The following is a 13,091-nucleotide window of genomic DNA, read 5'->3' as shown; positions in this document are numbered from 1 at the left end:
GCCTGAAAAGCGAACAGGAAATGCAACCAAATCAAGAACTTGCGAACGAAGGCCGGCGCCAGCGCTAGCTCCGCGCACCGTCAGTCTGTGCACCGAAAACGAGTAGACCCCGTGACGCGCAGCACGGCGCCCAGCTTCGATGTGGAAACGCTCGGCGGCGCGCCGTGGGCGAGGGTGGTGGTGGACATGGCTCTCTTTCCGGCTGTTGGAGTAGGTTTGGGTCCATCGTAGGAACCCAACCTGACGATCAGCCGTCAAGAGAGCGAGGGATTACGCGCGGATCAAAACGCGCGGCGCCGTTGCTTTGAAACCACCACGCTATCGCGCGACACACGATGCATGAGCCGGGCGAGCGATGCCTGTTCGTGGGCCCCCGCGGAACAGGCTTTGCCGGGCCGCTGGGTGCGCCCGCTTGAGGGCTGAGGGCCGCGGCTCCAAGCCTGCCTGCGCAGGCTTGGACGGCCCGCAAGAGCAGCCACCTCTGGCGGCCGCCCGTTGCGCCGAAGGCGCTGCGGGGGTGGGCTTAGAAAGCGTGGCGAATGCCGAAGTCGTAGCCCATCGCGTCCTTCGCCTCGTAGCCCTGTCCGGTGGTGAGGAAGGTATTGGTGAAGCCCGGCGTGCCCGTCACGAAGGTGCTGTTGGCATTGAAGTTGGCGCCGTTCTTGTTCTTGATCAAGGCCGCGGTCGCGTACAGCGCGGTGCGCCTCGACAGGTTGTACACGCCGCCGAGGGCGAACTTGTCAGCCTTCGGGTTCGGCGGAACCAACGCCGCGGCGACCGTGGGGGCCGAGGTGTAGTTCAGCTTGACGTGCGACCAGGCCAGGCGGATCAAGGCCGGGCCGACCGGGATGGTCGCGCCGAGGAGCGCGCCATCGCCCTTGAAGTCACCCGTGCCGATGGGCGGCGGGTTGACGTAGTCGAACACGTTCTTCACGCGCGACAGTTCACCGAACAGCTTCACGATGCCGAAGTCGTACGAAGCGCCGATGTTGGCCGTCTTGACCTTGGTCGTCTCGCCGAGGAAGTAGTTGTCGCCGGTGACGCTCTCGCCGTAGGCGGCCGCGATGTCCAGCCCGCCGTTGGCATAGCCGAAGCGGCCGCCGGCGTAGCCGCCGGTGCGGCTCTTGTTCAGCGGCGTGGCCGGGGTGGTGAGGCCCGGGTCGTACTTGACCTGTTCATTGAACGCGTACATCACCTGGCCGTAGAAGCCACCCAGGTTGGGCGGCAGGATGTAGCCGACCGAATTGCTGGCGCGGATGTAGTTGGCGTTGGAGAACAGGCCACGGTCGACGCCGGCAGCACTGACCGTGCGCGGGCCCACGCTCATCGTTGCGATCAGGTTGGTGCCCACGCCGTTGACGCCGAAGGGATCGAAGATGCCGTCGTTCCAGAACGTGGGCGTGTAGTCGCGGCCCAGGCGCAGTTCACCGAGGTCGCCTGAGAGGCTGACGGTCGAACGACGGCCGAAGGTCGAGGCGCCAACCACGCCGTCGTCGTTGGTCATGGGCGATTCGAGCCAGAAGCTCACGGCCAGGCCGCCGCCCAGGTCTTCCGTGCCGCGGAAGCCGAGGCGACTGTTGTTGTAGTTGCCGCTGGTCAGCGCCCACTGGCTTTGCTTGAGGTCCCCGGTGCCGACGAAGTTGAGCGCGGGAGCGCCGCGGACACCGACGAACCTGCTGGTCGTCTGGTAGTAGCTGACGCCTGCGTCAACCACGCCGAACATCGTGACAGAGGACTGTGCCAGGGCCGTGCCTGTTGCAGCCAGGGTGGCAAGAGCGCCAAGAGTTTTCTTCATTTGCTTGTCTCCAAGATTGTTTGAATGACTCTGCGCGGCAGACCACGCAGAGTAGATACCTTTGCACCGGACACGGGCAAGGCGTTTGGAAGAATCACGCGGCCAGGCCGGGTGATCTCGTTGCTTGTTTGCGACACGTCACGGCGATGTCGCGCCTGTCGCGGCACGAATCAGGTGGCCTCGCGCACCTCACATGCCCCAGTGCAACATCGCGGCGACGAGCGCTGCGAGGAACACGGTCTCGCCGACCATCAACAGGATCGGCTTGATGCCGACGCTGGCGAGTTCCTTGAGCTGGGTCTTCATGCCCAGCGCGCTGATCGCGATGACCAGGCACCAGCCAGAGAGGTCGTTGGCAAATGTCTGCACCGACTTGGGAATCCACCCGGTGCTGTTGAGGGCCGCCAGCAGGACGAAGCCCACCGCGAACCAGGGCAGGATCGGCGGACGCTTGCCGCCCTTGGCTCCGGCGTGGCCGCGGCTCAGCATGACCGCGCAGACGATCACCGGCAGCAGCATGGCCACGCGCATCAGCTTGACCACCGTGGCGGCGTCGCCGGTCTCCGGCGACATGCCGTAGCCTGCGCCGACCACCTGGGCCACGTCATGGATCGTGCCGCCCAGGAACATGCCGGCATGCGTGGCGTCGAAGCCCAGCAGCCTGACGATGACGGGATAGACGATCATGGCCAGCGTCGACAGGGCGGACACGCCGATCACGGTGAACAGCGTCGCGCGCTCCTTGCCCGGATGCGCCGGCAAAGCGGCGGCCAACGCCATGGCGGCCGAGGCGCCACAGATCGCGGTCGCACCGCCGGTGAGCAGGCCGAACAGTGTCTGGAAGCCCATGGCGCGTGCGGCCAGCATCGCCACCACGATGGTGATGACGACCGAGGCCACCACCATCACGACCGGATGCCATCCGAGCGCCGCGATCTGCGAGAAGGTGATGCGCATGCCGAGCAGCGCGACGCCGACGCGCAGCACCTCGCGCGAGGTGAATTCGATGCCGGGCTTGCAGGTGCCTTCCACGGCGAGGAAGTTCACGGCCATGCCGAGCAGCAGCGCGAACAGCATGACCGGTGCGTGGTAGTGGCCGGCCAGGAAGGTGGCGGCGGCCGCCACGACGACGCTGATCAGGAAGCCGGGCACGAGGGGATGCACCCGTGCGCGCAGCACGGTAAGAGAAAGGGTGGTCATTGGAGTGGTCCTGGACAGGAGAAGGCTTCAGGTCGCGACGGCCAGCTTCACGTTGGAAACCCGGTCGACGTCGGTGTCGTAGCTGCGTGCCGACTGGACGAAGGCAAAGGCCGCGAGCAAGCCGAAGCAGGGCACCACGGCCAGGGCTTGCTGCAAGCCCCATTGGTCCGACAGCACGCCCACCAGGAAGGGACCGACGGCCAGGCCGAACAGGTTCTGGAACAGCGAGAGCACGGCGGAACCGGTGGAGCGCACGCCTGGGTGGATCACCTCGATGACGACACCCGAGACCACGCCCACGGTGCAGGTCATGAAGAAGCCGCCCAGCAGCACCAGCTTGAACTGTGCCGGGCCCGGCGCGGTGCCGGCGAAGGCCACCAGGAAGATGCACATCGTGACCACGCAGAGCACGGACAGCGCCAGCAGCTTGTTGCGCGGTTGGCGCAGCGTCAAGCGGTCGACCAGGTAGCCCCAGACGATGCAGCCGAGGGCACCGACCAGCACGACGAGCGCCGATTGCGTGGCCGCGACTTCGGGCGTCATGCCATGGAAGCGGTTGAGGTAGCTGGGCAGCCAGGACCAGACGGCCGAGACCACCACCAGTTGCATGGCCGCGCCGATGCAGACGAACAGCAGCGTGCGGGTGCGTGCCATGGTGACGAAGATGTGCTTGAGCGTGCCGCCCAGCGTCGCGGTGACCTTGTCCAGCCGCGGCGTGAGGTCCACCGTCTTGTAGTCGCGCACCAGCAGGTACAGCAGCGCCAGCACCAGGCCCGGGACGCCGACCACGCCGAAGGCGGCCTTCCATCCCCACTTGGCCGCGATGATGCCGCCCAGCACCACGCCGAGCACCGAACCCAGAGACGCCGCCGCGAAGAATGCGCCGAGCAGCATGCTGCGAAGGCGCACCGGGAACAGCGTCGCGATCAGCGCCGCGCCCACCGAGCCGTAGCCGGTTTCACCCGCACCCACCACCGCGCGTGCGGTGAAGAGCTGGGCGAAGTTGCTCGTGAACATGCACGAGATGGTGGCCATGCTCCAGACACTGGCCATCACCACGATGCTCTTCACGCGGCTGGCCCGGTCGGCCAGCAGCGCCACCGGGATGCCGCCGACCGCCACCACGATGGAGATGATCGACACCAGCGCGCCGAGCTGCTTGTCGCTGAGGTTCCACTCGCTCTTGATGTGCGGGAATAGCGAGACGATCACTTGCCGGTCGATGTAGTCGAACAGCATCAACGCGAAGGTCATGGCGAAGGCGAACCAGGCTTGTCGCTTGCCGATCAGGTAGTCATCCTGCGGCCCGGGCCTGGCGCCCATGTCGAGTGTCATGCTCATGGGGTTTGTCTCTGTTGTTCTGGTGGTGGGCGGGTGCGTGGCTCAGGCCGCCTTGCGCAGGAAGCCCTGGTGGGCGCCGTTGCGGTTGGGTGCGAAGCCGTTGGCCAGCAGTGACTCCTCGACGGTGTCGTAGAACACGCCGATCTTGCTGATCTCGCGGGCCTGCTGCGCGGTAGCAATCGGGCGGCCGAACTCGCGCGAGATACGCACCAGTTGCTCGACCTGCTCGACCGTGCTCATCTTCTGCGTGCGGGACTGGTTCCAGAGGTTGTCCTCGATGCCGCAGCGCACGTGCAGGCCCATGGCGATGCCCATCATGTTGACCGGCAGCACGTTGCGCATGGAGCTTTCAACGGTCAGCACCGCGCCGTCGGGCGTGGCACGCACGAAGTTCGCGAGGTTGTAGATGTTGGGCTGGTCCATGCCGCCGCTGATGGCGACCCAGTTCATGACCAGCGGGCCCTTGTAGACGCCGCGGCGCATCAGGCGCTCGACCGACTCGAAGCTGTTGATGTTGTAGCACTGGAAGGCGCTCTGGATGCCCGCGTCGTTCAGGCGGCGGATGTGCTCCTCGGCCCAGCCGGGTTGCGCCGGAACGGTCATTTCCTTGTAGGCGTTGAAGACCGCCGGGTCTTCCATCGAGGTGCCCTTGTAGTCCTCGTACTCCCAGTGCTCGACCACGTTCATCTGCGAGGTGTTGATGGTCACGGTGACCTGGTCGGGCTTGGGGTCGAGCTCGGCCAGCATGTGGCGCGTGTCGTCGGAGAGCCACTTGGCGGCGGCGCCTTCGTTCTCCGGCGCGAAGCTGATGGAGCCGCCCACCTGGATGATCATCTCGGGCACGGCGTTGCGCACGCCGGCGATCAGCTCATTGAACTTGGACAGGCGCTTGCTGCCCTTGCCGTCGAGTTCGCGCACATGCAGGTGCAGCACGGTGGCGCCGGCGTTGTAGCAGTCGACCGCCTTCTGGATCTGCTGCTCGATCGTGACGGGGATGTCCTCGGGGAAGTCGGAGGGCACCCACGACGGCGCGTAGGGCGCGGCGGTGATGATCAGGGGTTGCTGGTTTTCGGGGTAGAGGGAGCCGTCGAGGAAGTTCATGGTGGGTGTCCGGTGGGTTGGAGGAACAGGCGTGTCGGAGGGGGCTTCAAAAGGGCTTGTCGCCCACGATGGCGGCGCGGTCCATCTTTCGGTGGCAGGGCGCGTAGTCCATGACCGCGTAGTGCTGGGTGCTGCGGTTGTCCCAGATCGCCACGCTGTTGGGCTTCCAGCTCCAGCGCACCTGGTACTCGGGGATGCTGGCTTGCGCGATCAGGTACTGCAGCAGGTCGCCGCCGCCCTGGTTGTAGTCCTGGCCGAAGCGCACGTTCTTCTTGTTGTGGAAGTTGACGAAGTGCGTGGTGAAGGCGTTCACATAGAGCAGCTTCTCGCCGGTCTCGGGATGGGTGCGCACCACCGGATGCTCGGCGTCCGGGTACTGCGCACGCATCGCCAGGCGCTTGTCCATCGGCATGGCCGCGGCGAAGGAGCTGTTGAAGCTGTGGTTGGCCCACAGGTCGGCGATCTGCGCCTTGACCTCTTCGGGCAGCTTGTCGTAGGCCATGACCATGTTGGCCCACATCGTGTCGCCGCCGACCGGCGGGCATTCGACGCAGCGCAGCACCGCGCCCATCGGCGGCGTCGCGCGCCAGGTGCCGTCGCTGTGCCAGGCGTTCTCGTAGCGGTCGGCCGGGTTTTCCGGGGTCTTGTAGATCTGCACCAGGCCGGGTGCGTCCGGATGCGAGGGCACCATCGGATGGTCTTCGAGTTGGCCCATGCGCGCGGCGAAGCCCGCGTGGGCCTGGGGCGTGAGGTCCTGGTCGCGCAGGAACAGCACGCGGTGCTTGAGCAAGGCGGCGTAGACCTCCTTGAACAGGCCGTCGTCGACGGCCGCGTCGGCCAGGTTGATGCCGACCAGTTCGGCGCCGATGCTGTTGGTGAGTTGAACGATCTTCATGAGCTTGTCTCCTTGTTGTGTTGAGTTGCGCGTCAGATCACGAAGATCGACGAGCCGGTGGTCTTGCGCGATTCCAGGTCGCGGTGCGCGCGCACGGCGTCGCACAGGGCGTAGTGCTGGTTAATTTCGATCTTGATGCGGCCCTCGGCGACGTGGCCGAAGACTTCCGCGGCCAGTTCCGCCTTCTCGACCGGGTCCGCGATGTAGTCGGCCAGGGCCGGGCGTGTCATGAACAGCGATCCCTTGACCGCCAGCAGTTGCGGCTCCAGCGGGGGGATGGGGCCGCTGGCGGTGCCCACGTTGACCAGCAGGCCGCGGCGCTTCAGCGAATCCAGCGAGCCCATGTAGGTGCTCTTGCCGACGCTGTCGAACACCACGTTCACGCCGACGCCGCCGGTGAGTTCACGCACGCGCTTGGCGACGTCCTCGTGGCTGTAGTTGATCGTGTGGTCGCAGCCGTGCGCACGGGCGATCTCGGCCTTCTCGGCGGTGGAGACGGTGCCGATGACGGTGATGCCCAGCAGCTTCGCCCATTGCGAGACGATCAGGCCCACGCCGCCCGCCGCGGCATGCAGCAGCAGGGTGTCGCCTTCCTTGAACGGATAGATGCGACGCATCAGGTAGGCGCTGGTCAGGCCGCGCATCGTCATGGCGGCGGCGGTCTCGTAGGAGATGCCTTCCGGCAGGCGGATCAGCGGGGCGGCCGGGATCAGGCGCTCGGTGCTGTAGGCGCCCAGCGTGTTGACGAAACCGGTGTAGGTGACGCGGTCGCCGACGGCCACGTTGGTCACGCCTTCGCCGATCGCCACGACAACGCCGGCTGCCTCGACGCCCAGGCCGCTCGGCATGGGCACGGCATAGGTGCCGTTGCGGAAGTAGGTGTCGGCGTAGTTGAGGCCCACCGCGACATGGCGCAGCCGGACCTGGCCCGGGCCGGGATCGCCGATTTCGACGTCCTCGTAGCGAAGGACTTCGGGGCCGCCGGCCTCGTATTGACGCACTGCTTTTGCCATGGTGGATGTCTTCTGGATCGGTGTGGAAGGGATGCATCAACTTTAGGGATCGGGCCCGTTTGACGCTTCGCAAGTCGCGACATGCATTTCGCTTTTCATGCCAGAATCCGGGCACCGAATTCACCGCTCTTGCCCATGGTCCCGCTGGTTCGCGCCGCTGCCCTGACCAACTTCCTGGAAGTCGCCGAAAGCCTCGGCTTCGATCCCAGGGAGGCCTTGCGGCATGCGGGCCTGAAACAGAACCTGCTGAAGGACCCGGAGCAGCGCATCTCGGCCGATGCCGTGGTGACCCTGCTCGAAGAAGCGGCGGCGGGCTCCGGCTGCGTCACCTTCGGGCTGCGCATGGCGGAGTCGCGGCAACTGTCGAGCTTCGGCGCGGTGAGCCTGCTGATCACCCACCAGGCGACCTTGCGCGATGCGCTCGTCACCACCATGGACTACCGGCACTTGGTCAACGAGAGCCTGGCGATGCAGCTGGAAGACGCCGGCAAGATGGTGATCCTGCGGCAGGAGGTGGTGACCACCCGACCGTCGCGGCAGGCCGCCGAACTGGCGCTCGGCGTGCTGTTCCGGATGTGCAGTGCGCTCATGGGTACGCAATGGCGGCCGCACAGCGTCAACTTCATCCATTCGGCGCCGTCCGACCTGCGGCTGCATCGGCGCGTATTCGCCTGCAGGCTCGACTTCGACAGCGAGTTCAACGGCTTCGTCTTCGCCGCGTCGGACCTGGCCGCGCCCAATCCCCATGCCGACCCGGCGATGGCACGCTACGCACGCCAGTTCATCGAGTCGCTGCCCCAGTCGCACCGACATCCCATCGTGCTGGAAGTGCGCAGGGCGATCTACCTGATGCTGCCCATGGGACGGGCCACCAGCGACAGCGTGGCGCAAGGGCTCGGGATGAGCGTGCGCTCGATGCAGCGGCAGCTCGACGAAGCGGGGGCAAGTTTCACGTCGCTGCTCAATACGGTGCGCTGCGAGCTGGCGCCGCGCTACATGGAGAACCCGAGTTTCAGCCTGAGCCGGATTTCCGAGATGCTGGGCTACAGCACGCAGGGCTCGTTCACGCGATGGTTCACGGCGCAGTTCGAGGAGCTTCCGTCGACTTGGCGTGAGCGCGAGGACGGTCGGAAGCGAACGGGCGGGCAGGGCGGCAGGGTGGCGTCGCGGCCATCGGCGCGCAGGCCCGCCATCTGATCACACGGGGCAATCCTGGAGGCCAGCAGCCTGCTGGCGCGCGGCGGCGAGCGCTTGGCCCATGGCTTCCAGCATGACGTCCACCCGGTGGGCACCACTGAGCGATAGCTCCCGGTTGAACACGAAGAGTGGCACGCTGGTCGCTGGTTCCAGCTTCGGCGTGTGGGTCGCCATCCAGGCCTTCCAGGCGGCGGGATCGAGCCCATGGCGATGGCCGATCACCGACAGGGTGGCTTCATCGCCGAGGTCTGCGCCTTGCTGGAAATACCCTGTCAACAGCGCGTCCAGCAGGGCGTCCGTCCGCTCGGGCGGCAATTGCTTCCTGGCGTAGGCGAGCATGCCGTGCGCGAGCCGCGTATTGGGAAGGCGGCGGATTCGATCGAAGTGCACCTCCGTGCCGGCCTGTCGTGCAGCCGCCTGGACCTGCGCCTGGCGGTCATGCATGCGCATGACGCCACCCAGCCTTTGTCGATAGAACGCTTCGAAGTCCAGGCCTTCCGGTGGCACGTCCGGAAGCAATTGCACCGAGCGCCAATGCACCTGCACCGGCGGATGGCCAGGGACGCTGGTGAAGATCGCGCGCGCTTGCTCCAGGTACTTCTTGCCGATCAGGCACCAGGGGCAGATGAGGTCGAGATAGACGTCGATTTCGATGGGAGAGAGGGTCGTTTTCATGTCCGGCTCCTCAGGCGCAGCGCTCGAAGATCGCAGCGATGCCCTGGCCGCCGCCGATGCACATCGTGACCAGCGCATAGCGTCCTCCCGTGCGCTGCAGTTCTGCAATCGCCTTCACCGTGATGATCGCGCCCGTTGCGCCGACCGGGTGGCCGAGCGAAATGCCGGAACCGTTCGGATTGACCTTGGCCGGGTCGAAGCCCAGCTCCTTGATTACCGCGCAGGCCTGCGCCGCAAAGGCTTCGTTCGACTCGATCACGTCAAGGTCGCTGATCTTCAGGCCGGTGCGCTCCAGCACCTTGCGCGTGGCCGGCACCGGGCCGATCCCCATGTACGCCGGCTCGACGCCCGCATGCGCGTAGCCGACCAGGCGGGCCAGCGGCTTCAGCCCCATCGCCTGCACGCGCGCACCCTCGGCCAGCACGATCGCAGCAGCGCCGTCGTTGATGCCGGAAGCGTTGCCGGCCGTGACCAGCCCGTCCTTCTTGAACGCCGGCTTCATCTTGGCCAGCGTCTCGACCGTGGTATCGGCGCGCACATGCTCGTCGGTGTCGAACAGCACGACGCCCTTGCGCGTCTTCACCTCGACCGGAACGATCTGCTCCTTGAAGCGCCCTGCCGCAATGGCCGCCGCCGCACGATGCTGACTCACCACCGCGAGTTCGTCCTGCATTTCGCGCGTGATGCCATGGCGCGCCGCGACGTTCTCCGCGGTGATGCCCATGTGCATCTTCTGCCACGGGTCGTGCAGGATGCCGAGCATGTAATCCACCAGCACCGCGTCACCCATGCGCGCGCCATAACGCGCCGACATGTCGAAGTACGGGCCGCGGCTCATGGACTCCGAGCCGGCGCCGATGGCGATGTCGCAGTCACCCAGTGCAATCGCCTGCGCCGCCGACACGATGGCCTGCAAGCCCGAACCGCACAGGCGGTTCACGTTGAAGGCGGGCGTCTCGATCGGGCAGCCCGCATCGATGGCAGCCACGCGGCTCAGGTACGCGTCCTTGACGTCGGTCGGGATGACGTTGCCCATCACGACATGGCCAATGGCGTCGGCCGCCACGCCGCTGCGTTCGATGGCGGCCTTGACAACGGTGGTCGCGAGTTGGGTGTTGGGTACGTCCTTCAGCGAACCGCCGAAGGTGCCGATGGCGGTGCGGGCCGTGCCGACCACGAAGATGTCGCGAGAAGTCATGAGTTGTTGTTCCTGGAGTTGAGAGGCGGGCTCACTCGAGGCTACGAGACAGGGTGCGACGGTGCATCGCATTTGACGCCATGGACTTCGCATTTCATGCCGGCCGCCGATGCGACGGCGCGAGGCGCAGGCCTGCTGATGTGCATGGCGCTTTCGCTGTTGGCATCAAATGCTAAATGGGTGTCGTCATTTGGGATGCAGGCCGGGGACGCCTGCGAGAGCATCACTTCCCATGAACATGGCGAACGATTCCACCTTCAAGTCTTCCACCCTCGACGCCTGGACCCAGGCCGCGGCCAAGTCCGCGCCCGGCGGCGACCTGAACGCGCTCAACTGGCTCACGCCCGACGGCATCACCGTCAAGCCGCTCTACACCGCGGCCGACCTGCAGGGCCTGAAGTACACCGACACGCTGCCCGGCTTCGAGCCTTACCTCCGCGGCCCGCAGGCCACCATGTACGCGGTGCGCCCCTGGACCATCCGCCAGTACGCCGGCTTCTCCACCGCCGAGGAGTCCAACGCCTTCTATCGCAAGGCCCTGGCCGCCGGCGGGCAGGGCGTCAGCGTGGCCTTCGACTTGGCCACTCACCGCGGCTACGACAGCGACCATCCGCGCGTCACCGGCGACGTCGGCAAGGCCGGCGTGGCCATCGACAGCGTGGAGGACATGAAGATCCTGTTCGACCAGATCCCGCTGGACAAGGTCAGCGTCTCCATGACCATGAACGGCGCCGTGCTGCCGGTGCTGGCGGGCTACGTGGTCGCGGCCGAAGAGCAGGGCGTGTCCGAGGATCAACTGAGCGGAACCATCCAGAACGACATCCTCAAGGAGTTCATGGTCCGCAACACGTATATCTTCCCGCCCGCGCCGAGCATGCGCATCATCGGCGACATCATCGAGTACACGGCGCAGAAGATGCCCAAGTTCAACTCGATCTCCATCAGCGGCTACCACATGCAGGAAGCCGGCGCGAACCAGGCGCTGGAACTGGCCTTCACGCTCGCGGACGGCAAGGAGTACGTGAAGACCGCGCTGGCCAAGGGCCTGGACGTGGACGTATTCGCCGGGCGGCTGAGCTTCTTCTGGGCCATCGGCATGAACTTCTACCTGGAAGTGGCCAAGATGCGCGCCGCGCGCCTCTTGTGGTGCCGGATCATGAAGGAGTTCGAACCGAAGAACCCCAAGAGCCTGATGCTGCGCACGCACTGCCAGACCTCGGGCTGGAGCCTGACCGAGCAGGACCCGTACAACAACGTCGTGCGCACGACGATCGAGGCGATGGCCGCGGTGTTCGGCGGCACGCAGAGCCTGCACACCAACGCACTCGACGAAGCCATCGCGCTGCCCACCGAGTTCAGCTCGAGGATTGCGCGCAACACGCAGCTCATCATCCAGGAAGAGACCCACATCACCAGCGTGATCGACCCCTGGGCCGGCAGCTACATGATGGAGAAGCTTACGCAGGACATGGCCGATGCGGCCTGGAAGATCATCGAGGAAGTCGAGGCCATGGGCGGCATGACCAAGGCCGTGGACAGCGGCTGGGCCAAGCTCAAGATCGAGGCAGCGGCTGCGGACAAGCAGGCGCGTATCGATTCCGGCAAGGACGTGATCGTGGGCGTTAACAAGTACAAGCTCAAGACGGAAGACACGCACGACATCCTGCAGATCGACAACGTGAAGGTGCGGGATGGGCAGATCGCCAAGCTCAACGCCATTCGCGCCAAGCGCGACACTGCGGCGACGCAGGCGGCGCTCGATGCGCTAACGGCTGCGGCCGAGAGCGGCGAGGGCAACCTGCTGGACCTCAGCATCCAGGCCGTGCGTCTGCGCGCGACGGTCGGTGAAATCAGCGATGCACTCGAAAAAGTCTACGGCCGCCACCGCGCCGACACGCAGAAGGTCACCGGCGTCTACGCGGCCGCCTACGACTCGGCCGAGGGCTGGGAAGCCCTGCAAAACGAGATCGCCGCCTTCGCCGAAGAGCAGGGCCGCCGTCCGCGCGTGATGATCTCCAAGCTCGGCCAGGACGGCCACGACCGAGGCGCCAAGGTCGTCGCCACCGCCTTCGCCGACCTCGGCTTCGACGTCGACATGGGCCCGCTGTTCCAGACGCCGGAAGAATGCGCCCGCCAGGCCATCGAGAACGACGTGCATGCCGTGGGCGTCTCCACGCTCGCCGCCGGCCATAAGACGCTCGTGCCCGCGATCATTGCGGAACTGAGGAAGCAGGGCGCCGACGACATCATCGTGTTCGTCGGCGGCGTGATCCCGCGCCAGGACTACGACTTCCTCTACGAGGCCGGCGTCAAGGGCATCTATGGCCCGGGCACGCCGATCCCGGCGAGCGCGAAGGACGTGCTGGAGCAGATCCGCGCGGCGGTGTCCCTTCAAACCGTCTGACGCTTCATTCACCCACGCTGCCCGCAAGCGGGGGCAAGAACAACTTAAAGGCAACACCAATGAAAGAGATACTTGAACTTCTGGAAAAGCGCCGTGCAGACGCCCGCCTGGGCGGCGGCCAGAAGCGCATCGACGCGCAGCATGCCAAGGGCAAGCTGACGGCACGCGAGCGCATCGAACTGCTGCTGGACGACAACACCTTCGAAGAATGGGACATGTTCGTCGAGCACCGCTGCACCGACTTCGGCATGGAGGACAACAAGATCCCCGGC

At 65.9% G+C, this 13,091-nt stretch carries 11 protein-coding genes; 3 read left to right on the top strand and 8 right to left on the bottom strand.

What is annotated here, in order from left to right; genetic code table 11:
* Positions 1–523 precede the first annotated feature (523 nt).
* The 6 genes from WKW82_RS39050 to WKW82_RS39025 form a co-directional block, all read right to left on the bottom strand.
* The gene (locus tag WKW82_RS39050) at positions 524–1,795 is read right to left on the bottom strand and encodes a porin (protein WP_340348596.1); all 1,272 of its coding nucleotides are present in this window, start codon (positions 1,793–1,795) and stop codon (positions 524–526) included.
* A gap of 189 nt (positions 1,796–1,984) precedes the next feature.
* The gene (locus tag WKW82_RS39045) at positions 1,985–2,995 is read right to left on the bottom strand and encodes a YeiH family protein (RefSeq protein WP_340348595.1); all 1,011 of its coding nucleotides are present in this window, start codon (positions 2,993–2,995) and stop codon (positions 1,985–1,987) included.
* 27 nt (positions 2,996–3,022) lie between these two features.
* Positions 3,023–4,330: an MFS transporter gene (locus WKW82_RS39040; RefSeq protein ID WP_340348598.1), complete on the bottom strand. Its 1,308-nt coding sequence runs from the start codon at positions 4,328–4,330 to the stop codon at positions 3,023–3,025.
* 48 nt (positions 4,331–4,378) lie between these two features.
* Positions 4,379–5,437 carry a beta-keto acid cleavage family enzyme gene (locus WKW82_RS39035; RefSeq protein ID WP_340342850.1) on the bottom strand — a complete coding sequence of 353 codons (1,059 nt, stop codon included), beginning with the start codon at positions 5,435–5,437 and terminating at the stop codon, positions 4,379–4,381.
* Between the two features lie 46 nt (positions 5,438–5,483).
* Entirely contained in the window at positions 5,484–6,332 is an 849-nt protein-coding gene (locus WKW82_RS39030) for a TauD/TfdA dioxygenase family protein (protein WP_340348594.1), read from the bottom strand.
* A gap of 32 nt (positions 6,333–6,364) precedes the next feature.
* The gene (locus tag WKW82_RS39025) at positions 6,365–7,345 is read right to left on the bottom strand and encodes a quinone oxidoreductase family protein (protein ID WP_340348593.1); all 981 of its coding nucleotides are present in this window, start codon (positions 7,343–7,345) and stop codon (positions 6,365–6,367) included.
* 135 nt (positions 7,346–7,480) lie between these two features.
* Here WKW82_RS39025 and WKW82_RS39020 point away from each other — a divergent pair, with 135 nt between their 5' ends.
* Positions 7,481–8,542, top strand: coding sequence for an AraC family transcriptional regulator (locus WKW82_RS39020; RefSeq protein ID WP_340348592.1), 1,062 nt, complete (start codon positions 7,481–7,483; stop codon positions 8,540–8,542).
* Here the strand turns inward: WKW82_RS39020 and WKW82_RS39015 are convergent, their stop codons facing one another.
* Both WKW82_RS39015 and WKW82_RS39010 read right to left on the bottom strand, forming a co-directional pair.
* Complete coding sequence (locus WKW82_RS39015) at positions 8,543–9,217, bottom strand: DsbA family oxidoreductase (RefSeq protein ID WP_340348591.1); 675 nt, start codon at positions 9,215–9,217, stop codon at positions 8,543–8,545.
* A 10-nt stretch (positions 9,218–9,227) separates the two neighbouring features.
* The gene (locus tag WKW82_RS39010; RefSeq protein ID WP_340348590.1) at positions 9,228–10,415 is read right to left on the bottom strand and encodes an acetyl-CoA C-acyltransferase family protein; all 1,188 of its coding nucleotides are present in this window, start codon (positions 10,413–10,415) and stop codon (positions 9,228–9,230) included.
* A 232-nt stretch (positions 10,416–10,647) separates the two neighbouring features.
* Here WKW82_RS39010 and scpA point away from each other — a divergent pair, with 232 nt between their 5' ends.
* The gene (gene scpA / locus WKW82_RS39005; RefSeq protein WP_422823700.1) at positions 10,648–12,819 is read left to right on the top strand and encodes a methylmalonyl-CoA mutase; all 2,172 of its coding nucleotides are present in this window, start codon (positions 10,648–10,650) and stop codon (positions 12,817–12,819) included.
* A gap of 59 nt (positions 12,820–12,878) precedes the next feature.
* The coding region (locus tag WKW82_RS39000) for a carboxyl transferase domain-containing protein (protein WP_340348589.1) at positions 12,879–13,091 on the top strand (213 nt) is incomplete at its 3' end.

Source organism: Variovorax rhizosphaerae (assembly GCF_037889975.1).
GTDB lineage: Bacteria > Pseudomonadota > Gammaproteobacteria > Burkholderiales > Burkholderiaceae_C > Variovorax > Variovorax rhizosphaerae.
Note: the sequence above shows the minus strand (reverse complement) of the source record. Positions and strands in the feature narration are given on the sequence as shown.

Excerpts from the sequence above, each read along its gene's own strand:
- WKW82_RS39050 (WP_340348596.1), bottom strand. The coding sequence starts at position 1,795 with ATGAAGAAAACTCTTGGCGCTCTTGCCACCCTGGCTGCAACAGGCACG.
- WKW82_RS39045 (WP_340348595.1), bottom strand. The coding sequence starts at position 2,995 with ATGACCACCCTTTCTCTTACCGTGCTGCGCGCACGGGTGCATCCCCTC.
- WKW82_RS39040 (WP_340348598.1), bottom strand. The coding sequence starts at position 4,330 with ATGACACTCGACATGGGCGCCAGGCCCGGGCCGCAGGATGACTACCTG.
- WKW82_RS39035 (WP_340342850.1), bottom strand. The coding sequence starts at position 5,437 with ATGAACTTCCTCGACGGCTCCCTCTACCCCGAAAACCAGCAACCCCTG.
- WKW82_RS39030 (WP_340348594.1), bottom strand. The coding sequence starts at position 6,332 with ATGAAGATCGTTCAACTCACCAACAGCATCGGCGCCGAACTGGTCGGC.
- WKW82_RS39025 (WP_340348593.1), bottom strand. The coding sequence starts at position 7,345 with ATGGCAAAAGCAGTGCGTCAATACGAGGCCGGCGGCCCCGAAGTCCTT.
- WKW82_RS39020 (WP_340348592.1), top strand. The coding sequence starts at position 7,481 with ATGGTCCCGCTGGTTCGCGCCGCTGCCCTGACCAACTTCCTGGAAGTC.
- WKW82_RS39015 (WP_340348591.1), bottom strand. The coding sequence starts at position 9,217 with ATGAAAACGACCCTCTCTCCCATCGAAATCGACGTCTATCTCGACCTC.
- WKW82_RS39010 (WP_340348590.1), bottom strand. The coding sequence starts at position 10,415 with ATGACTTCTCGCGACATCTTCGTGGTCGGCACGGCCCGCACCGCCATC.
- scpA (WP_422823700.1), top strand. The coding sequence starts at position 10,648 with ATGAACATGGCGAACGATTCCACCTTCAAGTCTTCCACCCTCGACGCC.